Origin of the sequence: Pseudomonas sp. GL-B-19 (assembly GCF_019956415.1) — a bacterium.
Taxonomy (GTDB): Bacteria; Pseudomonadota; Gammaproteobacteria; order Pseudomonadales; family Pseudomonadaceae; genus Aquipseudomonas.
Genome location: NZ_JAHBDK010000025.1, coordinates 1 through 21,455, shown reverse-complemented (window position 1 = coordinate 21,455; position 21,455 = coordinate 1). Strand labels below are relative to the sequence as shown.

General features: G+C 59.3%; 15 protein-coding genes. 8 read left to right on the top strand and 7 right to left on the bottom strand.

What is annotated here, in order from left to right:
* Window positions 1-34 precede the first annotated feature (34 nt).
* The 6 genes from KGB06_RS10580 to ureC all read left to right on the top strand — a co-directional run bounded on the left by KGB06_RS10580 (window position 35) and on the right by ureC (window position 4,553).
* Window positions 35-874, top strand: a complete 840-nt coding sequence (locus KGB06_RS10580; RefSeq protein WP_223515077.1) for an urease accessory protein UreD — start codon at window positions 35-37, stop codon at window positions 872-874.
* A gap of 137 nt (window positions 875-1,011) precedes the next feature.
* Entirely contained in the window at window positions 1,012-1,314 is a 303-nt protein-coding gene (locus KGB06_RS10575; protein WP_007945249.1) for an urease subunit gamma, read from the top strand.
* A 9-nt stretch (window positions 1,315-1,323) separates the two neighbouring features.
* Window positions 1,324-1,857 (top strand): GNAT family N-acetyltransferase, encoded by a 534-nt coding sequence (locus KGB06_RS10570; RefSeq protein WP_223515075.1) that lies wholly within the window; start codon window positions 1,324-1,326, stop codon window positions 1,855-1,857.
* Between the two features lie 6 nt (window positions 1,858-1,863).
* Window positions 1,864-2,397, top strand: coding sequence for a GNAT family N-acetyltransferase (locus KGB06_RS10565; RefSeq protein WP_223515072.1), 534 nt, complete (start codon window positions 1,864-1,866; stop codon window positions 2,395-2,397).
* A complete protein-coding gene (locus tag KGB06_RS10560; RefSeq protein ID WP_157714371.1) occupies window positions 2,397-2,702 on the top strand; it encodes an urease subunit beta in 306 nt (101 codons plus the stop codon). The genes KGB06_RS10565 and KGB06_RS10560 overlap by 1 nt, the downstream gene beginning before the upstream one ends.
* 150 nt (window positions 2,703-2,852) lie before the next feature.
* Window positions 2,853-4,553, top strand: coding sequence for an urease subunit alpha (ureC, locus tag KGB06_RS10555; RefSeq protein WP_223515070.1), 1,701 nt, complete (start codon window positions 2,853-2,855; stop codon window positions 4,551-4,553).
* Window positions 4,554-4,630: 77 nt separating this feature from the next.
* Here the strand turns inward: ureC and KGB06_RS10550 are convergent, their stop codons facing one another.
* From KGB06_RS10550 to KGB06_RS10540, 3 genes are all read right to left on the bottom strand, one after another.
* Window positions 4,631-10,681, bottom strand: a complete 6,051-nt coding sequence (locus tag KGB06_RS10550; protein WP_223515067.1) for an NEL-type E3 ubiquitin ligase domain-containing protein — start codon at window positions 10,679-10,681, stop codon at window positions 4,631-4,633.
* A gap of 80 nt (window positions 10,682-10,761) precedes the next feature.
* Window positions 10,762-15,717 (bottom strand): NEL-type E3 ubiquitin ligase domain-containing protein, encoded by a 4,956-nt coding sequence (locus tag KGB06_RS10545; RefSeq protein ID WP_411741842.1) that lies wholly within the window; start codon window positions 15,715-15,717, stop codon window positions 10,762-10,764.
* 65 nt (window positions 15,718-15,782) lie between these two features.
* Complete coding sequence (locus KGB06_RS10540) at window positions 15,783-15,959, bottom strand: hypothetical protein (RefSeq protein ID WP_223515062.1); 177 nt, start codon at window positions 15,957-15,959, stop codon at window positions 15,783-15,785.
* Here KGB06_RS10540 and KGB06_RS10535 point away from each other — a divergent pair.
* A complete protein-coding gene (locus KGB06_RS10535; RefSeq protein ID WP_223515059.1) occupies window positions 15,958-17,085 on the top strand; it encodes a sensor histidine kinase in 1,128 nt (375 codons plus the stop codon). The genes KGB06_RS10540 and KGB06_RS10535 overlap by 2 nt on opposite strands.
* Window positions 17,086-17,136: 51 nt before the next feature.
* Here KGB06_RS10535 and KGB06_RS10530 read toward each other — a convergent pair whose 3' ends face one another.
* Both KGB06_RS10530 and KGB06_RS10525 read right to left on the bottom strand, forming a co-directional pair.
* Window positions 17,137-17,442, bottom strand: coding sequence for a chaperone modulator CbpM (locus tag KGB06_RS10530; RefSeq protein WP_150779705.1), 306 nt, complete (start codon window positions 17,440-17,442; stop codon window positions 17,137-17,139).
* 23 nt (window positions 17,443-17,465) lie between these two features.
* Window positions 17,466-18,413: a DnaJ C-terminal domain-containing protein gene (locus KGB06_RS10525; RefSeq protein WP_223515056.1), complete on the bottom strand. Its 948-nt coding sequence runs from the start codon at window positions 18,411-18,413 to the stop codon at window positions 17,466-17,468.
* A 293-nt stretch (window positions 18,414-18,706) separates the two neighbouring features.
* Between KGB06_RS10525 and KGB06_RS10520 the strand changes: the two genes are divergently transcribed.
* Complete coding sequence (locus tag KGB06_RS10520; RefSeq protein ID WP_223515042.1) at window positions 18,707-19,981, top strand: Hsp70 family protein; 1,275 nt, start codon at window positions 18,707-18,709, stop codon at window positions 19,979-19,981.
* Between the two features lie 129 nt (window positions 19,982-20,110).
* Here KGB06_RS10520 and KGB06_RS10515 read toward each other — a convergent pair whose 3' ends face one another.
* Entirely contained in the window at window positions 20,111-21,124 is a 1,014-nt protein-coding gene (locus KGB06_RS10515) for an AI-2E family transporter (RefSeq protein WP_223515039.1), read from the bottom strand.
* A 226-nt stretch (window positions 21,125-21,350) separates the two neighbouring features.
* On the bottom strand, window positions 21,351-21,455 hold a 105-nt coding region (locus KGB06_RS10510), incomplete at its 5' end, for a PsiF family protein (protein WP_223515257.1).

Sequence of the window (21,455 nt, the reverse complement as noted above, 5' to 3'; positions counted from 1 at the left end):
CTAATCTGTAGCGTCCTAACGATAATTAGAAATTATGAATTTACCTGCCCCTATTGTCCTGTTTACGCCGAGCTGGCACGCCGAGCTGGAGCTGGGCTACGCCCGTTTCGGCGACAGCACGCGCCCGGTACAGCGTCGCCATAAAGGCCCGCTGCGGGTGCAAAAGCACCTGTATGCCGAAGGCCCCGAGGTGTGCCAGCACATCATCGTTCACCCGCCCGGAGGGATTGCCGGCGGTGATCGGTTGGACATTTCGGCCAGCGTCGGCACAAACGCCTGGGCACAAATCACCAGCCCCGGCGCGGCCAAGTGGTATCGCGCGGCGGGTCCGGCCTACCAGAAACTTGATTTGAAGGTGGCTTCGGGCGCAACGCTGGAATGGTTGCCGCAAGAGACCATTATCTTCAGCGATGCCCAGGCCGAACTGAGCACCTCGATTGATCTGGAAGGTGACGCGCGGTTGTTCTACTGGGACGTTGTGGCGCTGGGCCGACCGGCCAGTGGCGAGCGTTTTGACCTCGGACATTTTCAGGCGCATCTGGATATCCGCCGCGACGGCCAGTTGCTCTGGCACGAACGCCAGCGCATTGTCGGGAATGACGGTTTGCTGGATTCGCCCATCGGGCTGGACGGGCAACCGGTGTTTGCAACGTTGTTGGTGACCGGTGAGATTGATAGCGAGTTGCTGGAAACCTGTCGTTCGCTGCCCAATGATGTACGCGGGGATTTGACCCAGTTGCCGGGGCTGTTGGTGGCTCGGTGCCTGGCCAGTGAAGCGCTGCTGGCGCGGGGCTGGTTGATTGATGTGTGGCGATTGCTCAGGCCGGCGTTGCTCGGTCGCGAAGCCGTCCCCCCAAGAATATGGAGCACCTGAACACCGCTCCGCTGTAGGAGCTGGCTTGCCAGCGAAGGCGTACTCACTGACGCCAAAGGCTTCGCTGGCAAGCCAGCTCCTACAGGGGATGCGTTTACAGTTCCGAACTTTTTTATCTGCCCAGATGGATTCCAACGATGGACCTGACCCCACGCGAAAAAGACAAGCTGCTGATCTTCACCGCTGGCCTCGTGGCCGAGCGGCGTTTGGCGCGCGGCGTGAAACTCAATTACCCGGAAGCCATGGCCTACATCTCCGCTGCGCTGCTCGAGGGCGCGCGTGACGGCCAGACCGTAGCCGACTTGATGCACTTCGGCACGACCTTGCTGACCCGTGAACAAGTGATGGAAGGGATCCCGGAAATGATCCCGGAAATCCAGGTTGAAGCGACGTTCCCCGACGGCACCAAACTGGTCACCGTCCACCAACCTATCGCCTGAGGCACCGCCATGACTTACCACATTCGCGATGCGGTGCCGGCCGACCTGCCAGCGATCCGCGACATCTACAACGACGCCGTGCGGAGCACCACGGCGATCTGGAACGAACAGGCCGTAGACCTCGCTAACCGCCAGGCCTGGTTCAGTGCCCGGCAAACTCAGGGTTACCCGATTCTGGTGATCGTCGACGCTGACGACAGTGTGCTGGGTTACGCGTCCTTCGGTGACTGGCGGCCGTTCGATGGCTTTCGCCACACCGTCGAGCACTCGGTGTATGTACGCAGCGACCAGCGCGGCAACGGCCTCGGCCCGCAACTGATGACCGTGCTGATCGAACGCGCCAAAGACTGCGACAAGCATGTCATGGTCGCGGCCATCGAAAGCGGTAACGCGGCCTCTATTCGTCTACATGAGCGCGCTGGTTTCATCACCACCGGACAGATGCCCCAAGTGGGCACCAAGTTCGGTCGCTGGCTGGACCTGACCTTCATGCAACTGACCCTCAATCCTGGCGCGGAGCCGCCAATCGCCCGCAAGGAGTAACTCCGGATGAACGCCGCCCAGCTACGCCGCGTCAATGTTGAAAGCTTTGCACACTACCGTCAGGGCTTGATTGATCTGCTGCTCGACGCAGTCGGTTATGGCGCCAGCGTCGGGTTCATGGCTGATCTTGATACCACCCAGGCCCGCGCCTATTTCGATGACGTTCAGGAGAACCTGAACAAGGGCAACGTGCTGCTGTGGGTGGTGGTCAAGGACGAACAAGTGCAGGCCAGCGTGCAACTGACCCTTTGTCAGAAAGCCAATGGCCTGAACCGCGCCGAAGTGCAAAAACTCCTGGTTCGCGAACACGCACGTCGGCGGGGGCTGGGCCAACAGTTGATGAGCGCTTTGGAACAGGCTGCTCTCCAGCACAAGCGCGGCATGCTCTACCTCGACACCGAAGCCGGCTCCCCCGCTGAAGATTTCTACAAGGCGCTGGGTTACACCCGGGCGGGGGAAATCCCCGACTACGCCTGCGACCCGAGCGGTCGCTATAAACCCACCGCGCTCTACTACAAGATTCTGCAAGGAGCCCACTGATGATTCCCGGTGAATACCAGATCCAGCCCGGCGACATCGAGCTCAACGCGGGTCGTCGTACCGTCAGCCTGAAAGTGGCCAACAGCGGCGACCGGCCGATCCAGGTCGGCTCGCATTACCACTTTTTTGAAACCAATGACGCTCTGACCTTCGACCGCGCCGCCAGCCGCGGCATGCGCCTGAACATCCCCGCCGGCACCGCCGTGCGCTTTGAACCGGGGCAGAGTCGTGAGGTCGAGTTGGTGGATCTGGCCGGGCATCGGCGGGTGTTCGGGTTTGCCGGGCGGATCATGGGTGACCTCTGATTAGTGCGTCGTGTGCATTGGCCCCTTCGCTGGCAAGCCAGCTCCTACAGGAGACCGCATGTGGATGCGATTCCCTTGTAGGAGCTGGCTTGCCAGCGATAGCGAGCTACGCGAGCGGTTCCAAATCCAATTGAATCCCAAGGCAAGCGCATGAAAATCTCAAGACAAGCCTACGCCGACATGTTCGGCCCCACCGTCGGCGACAAGGTTCGCCTGGCCGACACCGAGCTGTGGATCGAAGTCGAAAAAGACTTCACCACCTACGGTGAAGAAGTGAAATTCGGCGGCGGCAAAGTCATCCGCGATGGCCAGGGCCAGAGCCAGCTGTTGGCCGCCGAGGTCGTCGACACGGTGATCACCAACGCGCTGATCATCGACCATTGGGGCATCGTCAAAGCCGACGTTGGCCTCAAGGACGGCCGCGTCGCCGGCATCGGCAAGGCCGGCAACCCGGACGTCCAGCCGAACGTGACCATCGCCATCGGCGCCAGCACCGAAGTCATCGCCGGTGAAGGGATGATCCTCACCGCCGGCGGCATCGACACGCATATCCACTTCATCTGCCCGCAGCAGATCGAAGAAGCATTGATGAGCGGCGTCACCACCATGATCGGCGGCGGCACCGGCCCTGCCACCGGCACCAACGCCACCACCTGCACCTCCGGGCCGTGGCACCTGGCGCGCATGCTCCAGGCCGCCGACGCGTTCCCTATGAACATCGGCCTCACCGGCAAAGGCAACGCCAGCCTGCCGGAGCCGTTGATCGAGCAGGTCAAGGCCGGCGCCATCGGCCTCAAGCTGCACGAAGACTGGGGCACCACCCCGGCGAGCATCGACAACTGCCTGAGCGTCGCCGACCAGTACGACGTGCAGGTGGCGATCCACACGGACACGCTCAACGAATCCGGTTTCGTCGAAACCACCCTCGCCGCCTTCAAGGGCCGCACCATCCACACCTACCACACCGAAGGCGCGGGCGGCGGTCATGCGCCGGACATCATCAAGGCCTGCGGATTTGCCAACGTGCTGCCGAGTTCCACCAACCCGACCCGGCCGTTCACCCGCAACACCATCGACGAACACCTCGACATGCTGATGGTCTGCCACCACCTGGACCCGAGCATTGCCGAAGACGTAGCCTTCGCCGAAAGCCGCATCCGCCGCGAGACGATTGCCGCCGAAGACATCCTGCACGACCTCGGCGCGTTCTCGATGATCAGCTCCGACAGCCAAGCCATGGGCCGCGTCGGCGAAGTCATCACCCGTACCTGGCAGACCGCCGACAAGATGAAAAAGCAGCGCGGCCCGCTACCGGGCGATGGCGAGGGCAACGACAACTTCCGCGCCAAACGCTACATCGCCAAGTACACCATCAACCCGGCGATCACTCACGGCATCAGCCATGAAGTGGGGTCGGTGGAAGTGGGTAAATGGGCCGATCTGGTGCTGTGGCGCCCGGCGTTTTTCGGGGTCAAACCGACGTTGATCCTCAAGGGCGGCGCCATCGCGGCCAGCCTGATGGGCGACGCCAACGCCTCGATTCCAACGCCGCAACCGGTGCACTACCGGCCGATGTTCGCCAGCTACGGTGGCTCGCTGCACGCCACCAGCATGACCTTCATCAGCCAGGCGGCGCAGGAGGCAGGCCTTCCCGATGCACTGGGCCTGAAGAAGAAAATCGCGGTGGTGAAAGGTTGCCGTGAGGTGCAGAAAACCGACCTGATCCACAACGATTACCTGCCGAACATTGATGTCGATCCGCAGACGTATCAGGTCAAGGCCGACGGTGTGTTGCTGTGGTGTGAGCCGGCGGATGTGTTGCCGATGGCGCAGCGCTATTTCCTGTTTTGATCGGTTGAGCGACACACAGAAAAGGCCTGGATGCTTGCGCAGATCCAGGCCTTTGTTCATCGGTCAGCAGCGTTTGTTTAGATCGGGTGTTCGGTCAACTCCTCGCGAGAGAACTTCTCGATCATCACAGCCTCCTCAATCTGCAACTGAGCATCCAGGTCTGCAGATTGCACCTTGAATTGCGCTTCTGATAACTCCCCTGCCTGCTGGCGATCACGCAGCTTGGCCAGGCGATCCTGATAGGGTTCGCGCTGCGCTTCGAACTGCGCGCGGTACTTGTTGGTGACGAAGTCTTTCCAGAAATCTTTCGCCACCAGCGACTGAAATTCTTCAGGCGAGTCGTCCAGCGCCAGCACCTTGGCGCAGGCCTGATCAAGCATCGCCGGGGTGACTTTACCCATGTGAGCGAAACGGACTTGCCGCAGTTGCCCCGGCAATTCGAGCCGGTCCCTGAGCCCGTAGCGATAGGCCAGTTTGATCTCGACCTCTTCCAGAAAGCGGATCTGCTGGGTCTTGAGGGCCGCCGACAAGCCCGGCGTGTTATTGATCGCGATTGTGCGCTGCTCGATATCGGCCAACGCAATTTTCTCGAGTTCCTCCAGCCGGAACAAGCCTCTGGACAGTTTCAGCAGGGCTGCACTCTGCTCGCCGTCCATGGCCAGCGTCCGCGCCCGGTACACCAGCGCCATGATTTCCAGGTTGCTGAATGACAACGCGGCACGATCACAGCAGGCAGGCCTGCCGGCCCACTCGAACATCTCCTGACGCAGCGCCACGGATTCGGGGTTGCCTTCGGTGATGGTGTCGACGACTTCCCATACACGTCTCTGAAGGTCCGTATGGCCGGCGCCGGCATTCTCGAGATCGTTGAGTACATTGAAAAACCCTTGGGAGCCCTCCTGTGCCGACAGTGATTGCCATTGCGCCTGCCTGGCCGTTACCTGGTCAGCGGGCAAGTCTTTGAGCCAACGCTGAAGCGTTGTCAATTCCTGCCCTCCGCCTGTCGCGCGCCCGGCTAACGCCATCGGGGCTCGATACTCGAAGGCTCCCGGTTGCCTGACTCCCCAGAAATCCGGACGTTCGCGCTCAAGCCGGCTCCAATAATCGCGCAGCTGTTGCTGGGTGACCTCAGACAACGGGTTGCCACCGATGTGAGTAAAGTTATTGAGGCCTGCCACCTGTTCCAGCCGTTCGGCAGGCGGTGCGATCACCGACTCCGGGATCGTCGTGATCCGGTTGTTTCTCAAATCAATGACATCCAGTAACGGCTGCGCACCCAGGCCCACCGGCCATGTCTCAATGTCGATCGAATTCAGGTTGAGCGAGCGCATATCGGTTATCTGAGTGAAGTCCGGCGCCATGCCCAGCGGGTTTTGCGCCAGGTTCATCGCCCTGAGTGTTGTCCGTCGGGAAAGGATCCCCACCGTTTCCGGAGTCAAGCGGATGCGGTTGCGCTGCAAAAACAAACGCGTCAGCCCGTGCATGTCATCCAGCGCCGGGGGTATCGCCGTCAGCTGGTTGTCCGACAGGTCCAGCCAGCGCACGCCTTTGAAATGCGCAAGAAAACCCTCTGGCGAAACGCTCAGGCCCATGCCGCTGAGTTTGAGCGAACCCACATGACTGAAATCGGCCTCAAGGTCCGGCACGCTGTCGAGCGTCTGGCCACTCAAGTCGAGCTCAAAACCGATGGGGCTACCGTCGACCGCGTTTCTTTGCGGGGATTGCCGCCGCCAGCACGCTCGAATGCGGTCAGCGGCAGTGTAACGCTCGGCCCGGTCAGACAAACCGGCAGCCATCTGACCGGCCCGAACGTAGCGCGAACGTGCGCCGCCCCCGGAAAACGCCCAGGCCGATAGCTGCTGATTCAGCGTTTCATACTCACGCTCAAGACGAGCCAGCTCAGGCTCAGCCGCGAGCCCGTGGGTTTGCAGGAATTCCTCAACGTCGAATTCGTCGAAGCCGGGGTACAGTTGACGAACCCTGGCACTCATTGAGTCCTGAACTTTAAAGGCATCTGGCAGGCTTCCCTCCAGGAGCTCAGGCCTTAGCGCTTGCAGACGTTCCCGATAGTCCTTGAGTTGCTGCCAGGCCTGGCGCGTAAACGGGTTACCCTCAAGCAGCGTGACCCGATTCACCCTGGCGTTGGCTTCCAGTTGTTCATCTGCCGTAGAGAGCATCTCTTGGGGCATTTCGGTCAGGTGGTTCTCGCGCAAGTCCAGCACTTGCAAATCGGGCAGATTCCCCATGCCCAAGGGCCATTGGTCGATGCCGGTGCCGCTGAGGTTGATGTTCTTCAGTCGAGTCATGGTGCTGAAGTCAGGTGCGATACCCAGCGGGTTTTTCAACAAGTCGAGCGTCTCAAGCGCACTCAATTTACCGAGCACCGTAGCCGTGTGTTCATTCCATCGAACCCGGCTGCCTCTGAGGCTCAAGTGAGTCAAACCCTGCATTTCACCGACCGCCTCCGGCAATGCGCTGAGCCGGGACATGCCCTCCAGTCTCAACGCCTTGAGTTCGGTGAACCCCTTGAGAAACGCATCGAGGTTGCGCACGCCTGTACCGGTCAGCGCGAGCGTCTCGACATGCTCGAATCGGGCACTCAGCGATGGCAGCTCAACGGTCGAGTCGATGCTCAGTATCGAGCCCGTCTGCCGACGCCAGCAGCGGTTGATATTGCTGGCGATCTGACGCTCGCGCGCCCCCGGAAACCGCCCTGCTACAGCGGGGCTGCGCTCTGCCGTTACGCGGGTTTGAACCCAGGTATCCAACTCTTTCTTGAGGGTCGCGCATTCGGCTTCACGTCGAGTCAGCCCACCCCGAACGTCGTCGCCCAACGAGCGCAGGAAGGATTCGACCTCGGCCTCGCTGAAGTCGGGATACAGCTTTAGCACCCGCGCACGCGGCGTGCGGAAAAAGCTGGCGACCTGTTGCCCCGACGGCAACGGGCCAACACCGCCGAGCAACTTCATGCCTGGCTCGACGCTTGGCTTGAGCACGCGGTGCTTCTGAAGCACCGCCCTCAACTGATCTCGCGGCAACGGCGTCTGTTGCACCGTCATTTTCAATCGCTCGGCCTCTTGCAGCGTGAAGCCCAATGCCTGGCGTTCCTCTGCCGTCAGGGCCTGCAATACAGACGAATAGAGGCTTGCAGAAGTCGATTGCGCGAACCGGGTGTTCGCATCCACCACCAGCACCGCACGGACCGGACTCTGCGCAGGACCGATCGCGTCCAATAATTTCCCTTGCGGCCCGTATTCGCGCAGCTCGAGATGCACGTCCTTCGGCCAGCCAGGCAGCGCTTCAAGACTGCGCAGGGCCAACCGTTCGCTGTCGACGCCGGAGGAGATCTCGAGATAGAGGCCTTCATAGGCTCGCGCCACACGCAGTTCCTGTCGGGCCTGCTCGGCCTGCTCGTATAGGCGCTGAGGCAAGGGCCCGGGATTGTCCATTTCCAGCCGTTCTGCCTGAGTCGCGCCTTGCAGTATCTCTTCTACAACGACGTTGGGTAGCTGCGGGAAAAACACCTTGATTCGTGCCAAGGAACTTTGACCGTTGGCCTCCTGTTCTCGATACAGAGACTCGAACAATGAATATTTTTTGTTCTGCACGGCGCGGCCGATTTCCTTGCGCAGTGCAGTGGCGCGTTGTTCCAGCGTCATATCCGCTGTTCCCGGAACACGTACGATATCGACCCGTTGCGCTTTGAACAGGTCCAGCAGCGACGTGAGCACCGTGCCGTTCGCCACTTCGCGATCACTCACGACGAACGTCAACCGGCGTGATTGCCCGGCGCCTGTGACCGGGTCTTCCCAGATCAGGTTTGCCTGGCTGTCCAAGACCTTGATCGGGGGTGTAGCGGGCAACAGCTCCTGACTGCGCATGAGCCTGAATTGCAGGCGCAGATCCGCCTTGGCGTAGACCTCAGGGTCATCGTTGCCGATCTGTTTACTGAAGGTTTGAATGTCCCGGTCGATTCGAAAACGCGTGAAGGTGTCGGACAGCTGCGCCCCAGGTGGCTGTTGTTCGACATGCAGGCGACGCAGCTGATCGTGCTCGACGCCACTGGCGATGCGCACCTGCTCCAGTTGCGCCTCCGTGAAGGCCTGCGCGCGATAGCCCAGCCGTCGCATCAGGATCGGCCCGTCCCAGCTCAGGGGTTCTTCACCTTCGTGGCTCCACGCGCCCGCGCCGTTATGGTCCAGGTGCGGTGCATAGGCCTCGGGCCGGCGCGGGTGCTGGATGCAATACTCACCGCTGGCGGGATCTTGCCTGACCAAAAAGCGCGCCTCATCGAGCGGCAAAATAGCGTGGCCGTTGACTGAGTGCAGCCCCAGTCCATCAGGCTGCGAATTCGCCGGTAACGTAACGGGAGCCTTGTACGGTTCAAGGTCCGGCTTCCACAGCCGTTGCTTCCCCGTGGGCAACGTGACCGGTTTCAATCCCTCGACCACGGGTTCGGGCTTCACTGCTGTCAGCTTGCCCAGCCCCTTGGCCGCGCCGTGCAGAACGGCAATCAGCGCGAGGTTTTCCGCCACGTCGGTCAGGTGAGCCCAGGCCGCGTTGCGATCACCCTCGCTCCACTCAATGGCCCCTTCGAATGTCTCGTACAGGATCTGGCCGGCCATCACCCCGATCATCACCTCACCCAGCACCGGTACAAACATCGAGGTGACGTTCAACACCAGCATGCCGACCTCAAGCAAATGAGCGATTTTTTCTGCTCGCACCCGGGCATCGACATCGGCCGTGGGCACCGCGTGACTGCGGGCATCCGCCAGGATTTTGCGACGACTTTGCTCATAGAGATCCACCCAGGGATCGACGTTCGGTCCCCAGAGACCATGCTGCCGGTAACCCTTGATCGGGATATAAGGTTCGTCGACCGGCTCCTGTCGGGACGGTGATTCGGGAGGCAGTTCGTTAAGCTGGTAGAAGGTCGAAAAAAACGGCGGGAGCACTTCAATCGCTTTCCACAAGGGTGATCGCAAGGGCGCTATCGGGTCTGGCTTGGAGTCCGCTGCCTTTCGGGTGAACTGGCTGAAGTAATACGGACGATCGGCATAGGCAACGAACTGACTGAAAAAGCGTTGATACGCCGTCGGGCCACCATTGGCCGGTGGCGAGGCGTCAGTGGCCATGAACAGTCGCTTCAAGGTCGCCTCCATTTCCCGGCCCTTGTAACGTTTTAACGGGTGCTGCGGGTCGTGGGGAATGTAGAGAAGGACATCATCGCAATAGCGATATTTTTCGCAAATATGGAAAAGCACGCAGCCGGTCATTCTTTTCTTCATCAACACCAGGTCGCATATCCACACCGGTGTGTTGTCTATCGTCGGGTTGATTTCTCCGTCGATGACCGAAAGGATCATCGAGTAATCCTTCGGTTCGATGTCCTTCTTCAGCAAGGCGAGCTCGGCAGCCGCGCGTATCGCAGCTTTTTGACTGTCCACAAACCGGTTGCGCAGTACGGCTTCGGCCACGGGACTGGAAGGTTGCAAAAAGTCTTTCAGATACGCCTGATACTTCGCACCGATGTCCAGCTCCCGACACAGCTTCAGGTACTGCATCACCGTCAGGGCCGTGGTCACTTCGCTGAACTGGCCCGGAGTCGATTCGACAACAAAGCCTGAGGAAGAATGAAAGTGAGCGGGAGCACACTCCCGCGCTTCGAAGTTGTGCAACGCGGCTTGCAGCAGCGGCAACTTCAACACCTCGAAGGTGCCGACCTCGATTTCCAGAATGCCCATCTCCAGAGGCTTTTTCAGTTGCAGAAAGGTTTTAGTGACGTCCAGTTCCACTCCGAACTGATCCTTGAGCGCCTTGACCAGTAGCGGTTCGGCAAACGCATCAATGTCCTGCAGGCGCGACATTGTTTTATCCAGCAGGTTCTGCGATGTCACACTCGCCACAAAACTCGCGTTCAAGGCCTGACGCTGCGCCTGCGACGCCGCCTGGTACCAGTCGGGAAGAATGAGCGGAGCGTTTTTCAGCGCCTCTCGCCGTTCGGGCGAAGCATTCACCATCCAGGCCGGGATGGCGTTGGCCATGAATTCGGCGTGAACACTTTGTTGCTCGGCAGCCGGTGGTTGCGCTGTATTTTTGTCGTTGCTTTCGTGTTTGTTTCGCAAGGTACATATCCTTATGTACGAAGTAATAGGGCGGCACGAAAACCATCGGTTTCCATGCCGTCATCGACATCCTCGTCGATTCAGTTTTTCAGGGTGAGGGGCGTTTCGGCCCGTTGCAGTTTTGTCCGGTCCATCGCTTGTCGGGTCAGCGTCTTGAGCAATGTCTGCGTCTGGGCATTGAGCTGGCTCATTTCGCTTTCATACGCTTGGGCGCTCATGACAAGTCCTGGGGCGAACTCGCTTTCCGGCTTGCCAAGTTCGGCGGCGAGTACCCGGATCTCTTCTTTCAATTGCGCTTTTTCCGGCAAGGAAAGGGACGGGGTCGCCCGCTTTTCCAGCGCCATGTAAAAATCGGTGGTCGCGTCGATACGGCGCCTGATGGCTTTGAACGCACGACGATTGGAGCCCTGGATGTAAGACACCCAGAACGGCTGTTCGCTGATCGAATCACGCAGCAGCTCCCCGGCCTCCAGATCCAGCACACGCTGACAGGCCGCTTCGATCATCTGTGGCGTGACCGCGGCGATTGTCCTGAACTGCATTTTTCGAGACTGCCAAGGCAGTTCGAGGCGGTCGGCCAGGTCCGTCATGTACGCCAGGTGTACCTCGACTTCATCAATGGTGCCGGTGACTTCACCCGCCGCATTGACGCGTCTGAACTGCTCGCCCTGACTCGTTCGCTCACCAATGACCTTGTGGGCGATTTTGCTCAGCTCATCCAGACGGGATTTGCCCTGCGCCAGCTGCACCAGCTCTGCTTCCACCAGATTCCGGCTCGCCAGTTCATAGGCTTCGTGAATCAGCACTTCCACACCCATGGCGTTGAACAGGTGAGCCCCGCCATCGACACACTGCGTCGGTGCCGTGGACATCGTGAACAGTTTTTCTCGCAGCGCGGTGTCCTTGGCCATGGCGTCGAGCATGCGCCAGACCTTGGCGGTCATATCCACTCGAAAGGCAATGTCGTGTTTGAAGTGATACGACTCCGTCAGTTTGCGGATCTCGTTGAAGAACGGCAATGAACCGAATTCATCCTCGACCTCATTCCAGACCTCCTGCCGGGCGACCCACTCAGGCCGAGTCAGACCTTGCTCCCAATCGAGGCTATCGCGTACTCCACGGGGCGGATAAGGTCGATCAGGGTCCATACCCACGGACTGAATGTACTCGCGCAGCGTCTGTAGATTGGCCTCCGGCAACCACCGCGCATTGCGGCTCAGCACCGTGCGCGCTAACAGCTCCGCGTCGGCGCTGCCCGGCGCAACCGAAGGGACCTCAAGGATCCGGTTCAACTGAATATCCAGATAGAAATGCCGGAACCTGGGCAGTGAAAACAATCCGCCGGGCCAAGTGGAAATACCCGTGTCAGTCAACAGCAGCGTATGCAGCATGGGCATGCGGCCGATATCGGGAACGCGCCCCAAAGGGTTACCCATCAAGTCCAGGCTTTCCAGGTGCACAAGCCCGCCCAGATCCGCCACCGACGGTGCATCCAGCACGATTCGATTGCCACGCAGATTCAACTCCGTCAGCCCGCGCATCCGGCCCACCACACGAGGAAACCGCGTGAGCGGGTTGTCGTTGAGGTTCAGGTGGCGAAGCTTGGGAAAGTGATCGAGCAGCGACACCTGGGCATCGGCCAATCCGCTGTTCAGCAGATTCAGGTGGGTGACATGCCCAAAATCCCCCTCCAGAGGCGGCATCGTCGCCAAATGCCTTCCCAGTGGCATACCACTCAGGTCCAGCGTTATCCCGTGCATATTGCCGAAGACATCCACATCCCTTGGCCCGGTGTGCTGCCAGCATTGCCTGATCGCGTTGTATAAGGCGTTTCTTGACTGCCATTCGGCTCTTCCTGCGGCGCTGAACCTGAAGGTGTCGGTGGGTGAATTCAGCCAGCGCTGGAAGTTGGCGTTGAGTCGATTGAACTGCGACTCAAGTTCACTGGCGCGCAGCTGCGGGCTGCCTTCGCGACCGTCGCCCTCCAGATAGGTCCGGGCCTCGTCCTCTGTCCAGCCGGGACGCACACTCCTGACCCGTTCTTGCGGGGTCAGCCGTGCGTTGAGTCGTTGAATGCCTTGCGCACCACCCGGCATGCCACCGCGCAGTTTCATCGTTTGGGGATCATAAAACGGCTTGCGGATCGGGTTGTCGGCCAGCATCGGTTGCAACCTGTCCCGCGCCAGTGGTGCCCTTTGAACCGCCTGCCTGAGTGCTTCCCCTTGATTGATCTCATAACCGAGCGCAATACGTTGCGTGTCGGGCAGCGCATGCAGCACTGAAGCAAACAGATTGTCAGCACCATGCAGATGGTGATCGGCAGCGTCCCGCGCCTGATAGTCACCGTCGCTACTCACCAGCACCTTGCGCACGCTTGCGTCTTGCGGGCCAATGCTGTCTCGCAGGGGGCCGGAGAACGAATGCTCACGGATTTCGATGCGCACATCGCCAGGCCAGTTCGGCAATGTTTCCAGGGTGTGCAACGCCAGTCTTTCGGTATCTGCGGTGTGCAGAAACTCAAGGAATAGCCCTTCGTAGGCCCGCGTCGTACGCACCTCCAGCAAGGCGTCACGCACTTGCTGCTTGAGCTTCAAGGGAAGACGTTTTTTCTGCGCAACCACACGCAGGTCTTCAGGCGCGGCGGCGGCCAGCAGCTCTTCGGCAAGGTTGGCCGGGCAGTGCGAAAAGGCGTCCTGTATCACCCGCACACCGGCATGCTCTGAAAGTTGATGCGCGTTGTAGAGCGCATCGAAACGGGTCTTGCGTTGCAGATAGGTCAACGGACCTTGCTGTTTTTCGGTTTCAGCGCATGCCTGAAAGCGTCTTATCGTGTCGACGAACAGCGCCGGTGGTGCGTCGTTCTCCACCTGCAACCTGCGCAGTGCGTTTTCTTCTACACCACTGGCGATACGGATGTGTTCCAGCTTCGCCTCATCGAACCCGTCGACCATCGGCCCCAGACGACGCATGAGGGTGGTTTTGTCCCATTCGATGGGGCGGTCGAGTTCGGTTTGCCAGGCACCGACCCCGTTGTGCTTCAACTTCGGCTGATAGGCCGTCGATCGATTCGGGTGCTGCAACTGCGGCTGGCCGGTCTGCGGATCCTCGTTGACCGCGAAGTGCTTGCCCTCCAGTGGAAGAAAATCCCTGCCATTGTGTCGATGAAGACCTCGTTCATTCGGCGCCACATCTTTGGGCAGGGAAACCGCGTATTCATAGGGTTTCAGGTCGGGTTTCCAGAGACGGGTAGCCCCATCGGGGAGCTCGACCTTTTTCAGCTGATCGACAAACGACGATGCCTTGACCGGTGTCGGGAGGCGTGCGGGCAACACGTGCCCGGCCATCATCAGTGCCAGTTGAGACGCATTGATCATGACCCCGACCAGCAGACCCGATGCTTCCTCCCGGTCCCCTTTGCTCCAGTCTTCAATGCCCTCCATGGTTTCGAGCAGCATTTGCCCGGCCATGATGCCCAGCATGGCTTCGCCCAGCCCCGGCACCAGCAGGGCGCCAAAATTGAACACGTTCCAGCCCAGACTCAAGTAACTGGTCAACCGCGCCCAGCGAGCGGCAGCATCTTCATCATCCGTGGGCACGGCAATTTGTCGCGCGTCGGCGATGGCTTTCTCTCTGCGCCAGCCTGAGATATGACGCCAGATATCGCCCGTGACGGGGTTGGTGATCGGCTCCGCATCGGGGTTTTCCGTGGCGGTTTCCCTCCACCACGGGCCCATGTCCAGAGGCTCGCGTTGATGCCAGGTAAAGGTGGTGAGGCGCTCGTTGACTCTCGAGAAGAAACGGCCCTTGTCTTTTTGCGCCACGAAACGGCTGAAAAACCGTTGATAGCCTGGTGAACGCAACTGGCTGATCAGCACCTTCATGAAATCAGTGAACGATGCATATTCCTTGAGCGGGTGTTCGGGGTCGTCCGGCACATAAGCGATCAATGGGCCGTCCAGACGACTTTGTTGATAGATATCGTCCTGACGGAGCATTTCATCAAGCACACCACGGGGGCCGTTGGCGAAAAACGCCTCGAGTAACTTGAACTGTTCAAACTCCTGGCCCGGCAATATCGACAGGCGCTGAGACCAGTCCGTCAACAATCGCTGGTGCGCCGGAATCAGACTGTCATAGGTTCTTTTCACCAGCGAGGGGTCCGCCACCGCACTGAACAATACAATGCCGGTCAGCTTGAATCCCATGAGTGACAAGCGATGACATTGCAGCGGTCGACTGCCCAACATGATGTTGCTTTTACGATCCCGCACGTCCTGCAACTTGCCGTATGAATAGTAAGAAATGTCGTTCTTTAAATACGCAATGAGTGCTGATTCATTGAAAGCCGCTATTTCGCAGGCGACGGTATGCTGTTCAAGCGTTGTCCTGATATCAACGGTTGCTGGCTTGAGCTGTTCGGTGATGTGTTTCTGATACTGTGCGCCGATATCCAGCGTCCGGCACAGGACAGCAAACCGCTCGACTGTCAGCGCCTGGCGTTGCAATTCCCCTGCGGCATCCTTGGTGAAAATACCGGAGCCATCGCGAAAGGCGCCGGCCTGTGTTTCCGATTCTTCAAAATTGTGCAGAGCCGCTTCCAGCAACGTGTGTTGTCTGAATCGACTGGCGTGAGTATCAATACCAAATGTCAGTGTGGCGGGAACATAAAGCCGCACTAACGTTGTATTAACGTCCTGTTCAAGATCCAGCTGATCTTTCAGGGCTTGAACAAGTAACGGTTGCGCAAAGGCTTTGATGTCCTGTTGCAAATCATTGAGTGTCTTTTCCAAAGAGCCCTGCAATCGCCAGCGCTCATCGATAAGCCCTTTCAAGTACTGGCGATCCATGGCGCGCGCACGGCCATACCACTCGGGAACAGCCGGGCTCTGGTTGACGAATGACTCAAGCCTGTCAGCCGGCACGGTCTTTATAAACGCCGGGACTTTTTGTTTGAGGTATTCCAGATAGATGTTCTCACCCTCATCGGACACCGCTGGCGATGTTTCCAATACAGTTCCTTCTGATGACGCTTCCATTTCGCAAAAATCCCTATGCGACGACAAGAGCAACCAGCTTATGCAACGACGAAAAAAACAAAAGATTAAATAACTGCTGACAAACCGCTTGAAAACAGCGACTCACATTCAACTTTAAAACCTGAAAAATAATTAATTACCACCCTGACCGTCTCGCCCTCTGAACCTGCGCGTGAACGGTAGTATTGGGCCGCCGTCAAAAAGACTAAGCTGCCCAGACCTTCAGTCAGGAAACCGGCCATGCGCTTATCCGAATTCATCAGGCAACACGTGGACCGTATCGTCGATGAATGGGAGCAGTTCGCCAGAACCATCACGCCGGCGGCTGAAAATATGGATCGTGCGGCTTTGCGTGATCACGCCAAGGCAATCCTGTTAGCGGCAGCGCGGGACATGACCACTGCGCAAACCGCCCGCGAACAGAGCGCCAAGGCCAAGGGGGAAGGGCCGGAGAAAACGCCAAGCCTGGACGAGGCCGGCGCCAGCCATGGTGAACTGCGCCATACCGTGGGCTTCGATCTGGTGCAGATGACAAGCGAATTCCGCCACCTGCGAGCCTGTGTGATTCGCTTGTGGGTCAACAGCCTGGAATCACCGGACCTGACCTACTTCCAGGACATGATCCGCTTCAACGAAGCCATCGACGAAGCCCTTGCCGAATCCACTGCGGCCTATGCCGAGCAGGTCAATCATTCACGGGACATCTTTCTCGCAATCCTGGGGCATGACCTGCGGGCCCCGCTGCAAGCGGTGAGCATGTCTACCGAACTGTTACTGCGCAAAGCCGCGCTTGAAGGCGATGCACTGACCTGCGCGATCAACATAAAGCGCGGCGCTCGACACATGGCGGTAATGGTCAGCGATTTGCTGGAGCTGGTGCGCAGTCGTTTGGGCAAGAGCCTGCCCATCGAACCGGCGCCCATGGATCTGGCGGATGCAGCCCATGCCGCGATTGCCGTAGCCTGCGCCGGTAACCCGGAGTGCGATCCAACAGTGAACGTCGTGGGCGATACCCGAGGCGTCTGGGATGCCGGACGACTTGATCAGCTGCTACAGAACCTGATTGGCAATGCGTTGCAGCACGGTTTAAACAAACAGGATGTCAACGTCACCGTGAGCGGCGAGCCGGACGCGGTTCGCCTGACAGTGCACAACTTTGGCGTTCCGATTCCCGAGGATGCCATCGGCACCATCTTCGACCCGCTGGTGCGCAGCGCCGACGAGGAACTCGGCCAGCCAACGACCAGCCTTGGCCTGGGGTTGTTTATTGTCAAGGAAGTGGTGAATGCGCATGGCGGGACGATAGAGGTCAGCTCCAGCGAGGCGGATGGGACGCTGTTTACTGTGGTGTTGCCCCGCAGGGTGTAAAGCAGGAGACCGCGATGGCGCCCGAACAGACAATACAAAAACCCAGAACACCTACTCGACCACCAACCGCCCCAACCGCTGCTTCAACATCCGGTTCTCGGCCCGCAACTGCTGCACCTCTTCCAGCAGGTCCAGCGCCAAAGCAACGCCTTCCCATTCCAGCTCCAGGTCGTGCCGTAGCTTGGCGGCGCGCTTGGCCAGCGCCAGTTCGTAATCGTTGAAGCGCCAATCCTTGGGCTGTGTGCCCTGAGGTTCGAGGATGCCGTGTTCGACGATTTCGATCACGTAGACGTCCGACAGGTCGGTCGCCTCACAGAATTCTGCCAGGTCCAGGTGAACGATCAGGGGGTTGCTCATGATGGGCTACTCCGTCTCTTGGATCAGAAATGTTCTCTCGGGTTGAACTCAGCTTTTTTCGCCAGTTCCTGCCACAACGCCTTGACTTCATCGCTCGACGCTTTTGGCATGACGGCCTTGAGTTGAACGAACAGGAAGCCACGCTCGCCCGTCTTGTTCAGCAAGCCATGGCCCTTGGCGCGCATGCGCTGGCCGTTCTGGCTGCCGGCTGGCACCTTGAGGTTGATCTTGCCGGTCAGGGTCGGCACGGCAACTTCTGCGCCCAGCGCCAGCTCCCACGGTGCCAGAGGCAACGTGATGATCAGGTTCTCGCCTTCGACATCGAATTTGGGGTGCGGCGCAAAACGGATCGTCAGGTACAAGTCGCCATTGGCCCCGCCACCCACGCCCGGAGCCCCTTGGCCTTTGAGGCGGATGCGCTCGCCGTCGGTCACGCCGGCCGGGATTTTTACGTTCAGGCTTTTGCTGGTGTTGCTGACGTGCTGGCCGGCAGGGTTGTACTGCGGCACCTGGAAGGTGACCTTCTTCGATTCGTTCGAGAGGGTTTCTTCCAGAAAAATCCCGAGTTCCATTTCCACGTCTTGCCCTCGACGTCCGGTGCTGCGACGCGACTGTCCACCATTGAAACCAGGGCCACGGTTGCCGAAGATCGAACTGAAAAAGTCCGAGAAATCGCCCGCGTCCTGACCACCACCGAAACCGCCTGCGCCACGCCCTTGCCACCCTGGCGGGCCCTGGAACGGTTGGCCGTGCTGGCCATATTTGCGCAAATCGTCATATTCGGCGCGCTTGTCGGCGCTTTTCAGCGCTTCATAGGCTTCCGAGGCGTCCTTGAACTTGGCCTCGGCGTCCTTTTCCTTGCTGACATCGGGGTGGTATTTGCGCGCCAGCTTGCGATAGGCGGCCTTGATGGCCTTATCGTCAGCGGTCGGCTCCACACCGAGAATCTTGTAATAGTCTTTGAAGTCCATCTAAGAATCACCATCCGTTATCAAATCGCGTCGCCAGCCACAGCATGCTCTTGTTTGCAGCGTTTGGTTTGACCGATCTCAATTTTGTGACCGGGCAGCGCGTCAGAAGTTTATCGGCAGCGGACGACGGTTCTTGCGACCGCCGGTTGGCTACCAGGCCCATGCCAGCAAGTTTGGGGCAAAGCTGAGTCTTTCAAGCGCTAATGCCTGCGAATTAGCAGATAGTCGGCCTTCGATTATTCGTCGCACTGGCATACACTGCGCGGCCGTTTTTTAACCGGAACTTGAAAGACATGAAAAACGCATCTCCAGCCCGTGCCTGTGGTATCGACTTTGGCACGTCCAACTCCACCGTCGGCTGGCTGCGCCCCGGCATGGAAACGCTGATCGCGCTGGAGGACGACAAGATCACCCTGCCCTCGGTGGTCTTCTTCAATATGGAAGAACGCCGCCCGGTGTACGGCCGGCTGGCGCTGCACGAGTACCTGGAAGGCTACGAAGGCCGGCTGATGCGCTCGCTCAAGAGCCTGCTGGGCTCCAAGTTGATCAAGCACGACACCAGCGTTCTCGGTACGGCGATGCCGTTCAAGGACCTGCTCGGGCTATTTATCGGCCAGTTGAAGAAGCGCGCCGAAACAGCCGCCGGTCGGGAGTTCGAGGAAGTGGTGCTGGGCCGTCCAGTGTTTTTCGTCGATGACGATGAACTGGCCGACCAGGAAGCCGAAAACACCCTGGTGGATGTGGCTCGCGCCATTGGCTTCAAGGATGTTTCGTTCCAGTACGAACCGATTGCGGCGGCATTCGACTATGAGTCGACCATCGAAAAAGAAGAGCTGGTGCTGATCGTCGATATCGGCGGTGGTACGTCCGACTTCTCGCTGGTGCGTCTGTCGCCTGAACGCCGCAACCACGACAACCGTCACGACGACATCCTCGCCACCGGCGGCGTGCACATCGGCGGGACCGATTTCGACAAGCAACTGAGCCTGCAAGGCCTGATGCCGCTGTTCGGCTACGGCAGCCGCATGAAGAGCGGCGCCTACATGCCCACCAGCCACCACATGAACCTGGCGACCTGGCACACCATCAACTCGGTGTACTCGCAAAAGTCGACCCTGGCCCTGGGCAGCATGCGTTACGACATCGAAGACACTGGCGGCATCGATCGCCTGTTCAAGCTGATCGACCAGCGCGCCGGCCATTGGCTGGCCATGGAAGTGGAAGAAACCAAGATTCAGCTAACCCACGCCGATAGCCGCCATGTGCCGCTGGACCGCATCGAGCCGGGGCTGAGTGTTGAACTGAGCCGGGCGTTGTTCGAATCCGCCATCGAAGCGCTGCTGGAGCGCGTGCGCACCAGCGTGACCCAGATGCTCAACGACGCCGATGTGCGGGTCGATCAGGTGGATACGGTGTTCTTCACCGGCGGTTCAAGCGGGATTCCAGCGTTGCGCAACAGTGTTTCGGCGATGTTGCCGAATGCGCGGCATGTGGAAGGGAACATCTTTGGCAGCATTGGTAGCGGGTTGGCGATTGAAGCGGCCAAGCGTTACGGCAGCATGGACTGATCCGAAACCGCGGCGCCCCCTTCGCGAGCAGGCTCGCTCCCACATTGGATCTCGGTCAATTGTGGGAGCGAGCCTGTCTCCGGGCGGCGTTCCGACGAAAGGGGCAGTCCAGGCGATACATCACCTGGATCAAACCATCCCCACCTGCTTCAACTCACTCTTCAAATACGCGTAATAAATCGGCCCCGCCACCACCCCCGGCAGGCCGAACGCGGCCTCGAACACCAGCATCGCCAGCAGCAACTCCCACGACTTGGCACTGATCTGCCCGCCGACAATGCGCGCGTTGAGGAAGTATTCGAGCTTGTGGATAAAAATCAGGTAACCCAGCGCCGCCACCGCGACCCAAATCGACAGTGACAAGCCAACAATGGTGATCAGGGTGTTCGACATCAGGTTGCCGATCACCGGCAGCAGGCCGAGCAGGAAGGTCAGCACGATCAGGGTTTTAGTCAGAGGCAGCTTGATGCCGAACATCGGCAGGACCACCGCCAGGAAAATTCCGGTGAAGAAGGTGTTAAGCAGCGAAATCTTGATCTGCGCAAACACGATGTTACGAAAAGCCTGGACCAGCAGGTGCAAGCGGTCGAACAGTGCGGCCGCCAGAGGCTTGCGCTTGGTCACGTCGGGGGCGCGCTGCAAGGCAATGATCGCGCCCAGCACCATACCTATCAGCAGCGTCACAAACATGTGCGCCGCATCCTTGCCTACCAGCTGCAAGTCGCTCAAGTGCTTGCTGATCCATTCGCCGATGGCCACGCGGAATTCACCGGCACTGGCGGGCAGATAGGCGTCGATGAACGGCGGCAATTGCCCGCGCGCCCGGTCGACCACGCCCATGAATTTATCGAGGGAAGCGCCGGGGTTTTCCGCTTCGTGCAGCAGGAAGCTGAAGGCGCCGGCAAAGATCAGCGCCAGCACACTCACCACCAAGGTCCCGAGCAACGCCACCGCCAACCAGCGCGCACGCCGCCCTTCGATCAGCCGCTGCAATTGCGGCGTGAGCATATTGACCAGTTCGAACACCAGCAGACCGGCCAGCAGGCTTGGCAACAAGCGCAGCGGGATCACCAGTAGCAAACCACCAAAAATGATGAACCAACTGATCAGCAGCAAAACGTGGCGTTGAGAAAACGTTGGCATACAGCCTCAAAACGAACAGCGTAAAAGGATTGGCAGTCTGCCAGCGTTCCGGTGGCAGCACTAGGAATTGTGTAGCTCGACTTTGGTCGGGGTTCCGCGTTTTTTTGCAGTGCCCTGACTGACCCCTTCGCGAGCAGGCTCGCTCCCACTTTGGTCTTGCGAACATAGATCCATTGTGGGAGCGAGCCTGCTCGCGATCAGGCCCCCACATTTCCCGAACCGGGACTTATTTGTTCCTCAGGCAATCACTCATGAACGCCTTGCGCTCATCACCTTTGAGTAATTTGGTGGTGGCATCGGCGTTGCAGGTTTTCATTTTCTGTTGCTGAGG

Excerpts from the sequence above, each read along its gene's own strand:
- KGB06_RS10580 (WP_223515077.1), top strand. The coding sequence starts at position 35 with ATGAATTTACCTGCCCCTATTGTCCTGTTTACGCCGAGCTGGCACGCC.
- KGB06_RS10575 (WP_007945249.1), top strand. The coding sequence starts at position 1,012 with ATGGACCTGACCCCACGCGAAAAAGACAAGCTGCTGATCTTCACCGCT.
- KGB06_RS10570 (WP_223515075.1), top strand. The coding sequence starts at position 1,324 with ATGACTTACCACATTCGCGATGCGGTGCCGGCCGACCTGCCAGCGATC.
- KGB06_RS10565 (WP_223515072.1), top strand. The coding sequence starts at position 1,864 with ATGAACGCCGCCCAGCTACGCCGCGTCAATGTTGAAAGCTTTGCACAC.
- KGB06_RS10560 (WP_157714371.1), top strand. The coding sequence starts at position 2,397 with ATGATTCCCGGTGAATACCAGATCCAGCCCGGCGACATCGAGCTCAAC.
- ureC (WP_223515070.1), top strand. The coding sequence starts at position 2,853 with ATGAAAATCTCAAGACAAGCCTACGCCGACATGTTCGGCCCCACCGTC.
- KGB06_RS10545 (WP_411741842.1), bottom strand. The coding sequence starts at position 15,717 with ATGGAAGCGTCATCAGAAGGAACTGTATTGGAAACATCGCCAGCGGTG.
- KGB06_RS10535 (WP_223515059.1), top strand. The coding sequence starts at position 15,958 with ATGCGCTTATCCGAATTCATCAGGCAACACGTGGACCGTATCGTCGAT.
- KGB06_RS10540 (WP_223515062.1), bottom strand. The coding sequence starts at position 15,959 with ATGGCCGGTTTCCTGACTGAAGGTCTGGGCAGCTTAGTCTTTTTGACG.
- KGB06_RS10530 (WP_150779705.1), bottom strand. The coding sequence starts at position 17,442 with ATGAGCAACCCCCTGATCGTTCACCTGGACCTGGCAGAATTCTGTGAG.
- KGB06_RS10525 (WP_223515056.1), bottom strand. The coding sequence starts at position 18,413 with ATGGACTTCAAAGACTATTACAAGATTCTCGGTGTGGAGCCGACCGCT.
- KGB06_RS10520 (WP_223515042.1), top strand. The coding sequence starts at position 18,707 with ATGAAAAACGCATCTCCAGCCCGTGCCTGTGGTATCGACTTTGGCACG.
- KGB06_RS10515 (WP_223515039.1), bottom strand. The coding sequence starts at position 21,124 with ATGCCAACGTTTTCTCAACGCCACGTTTTGCTGCTGATCAGTTGGTTC.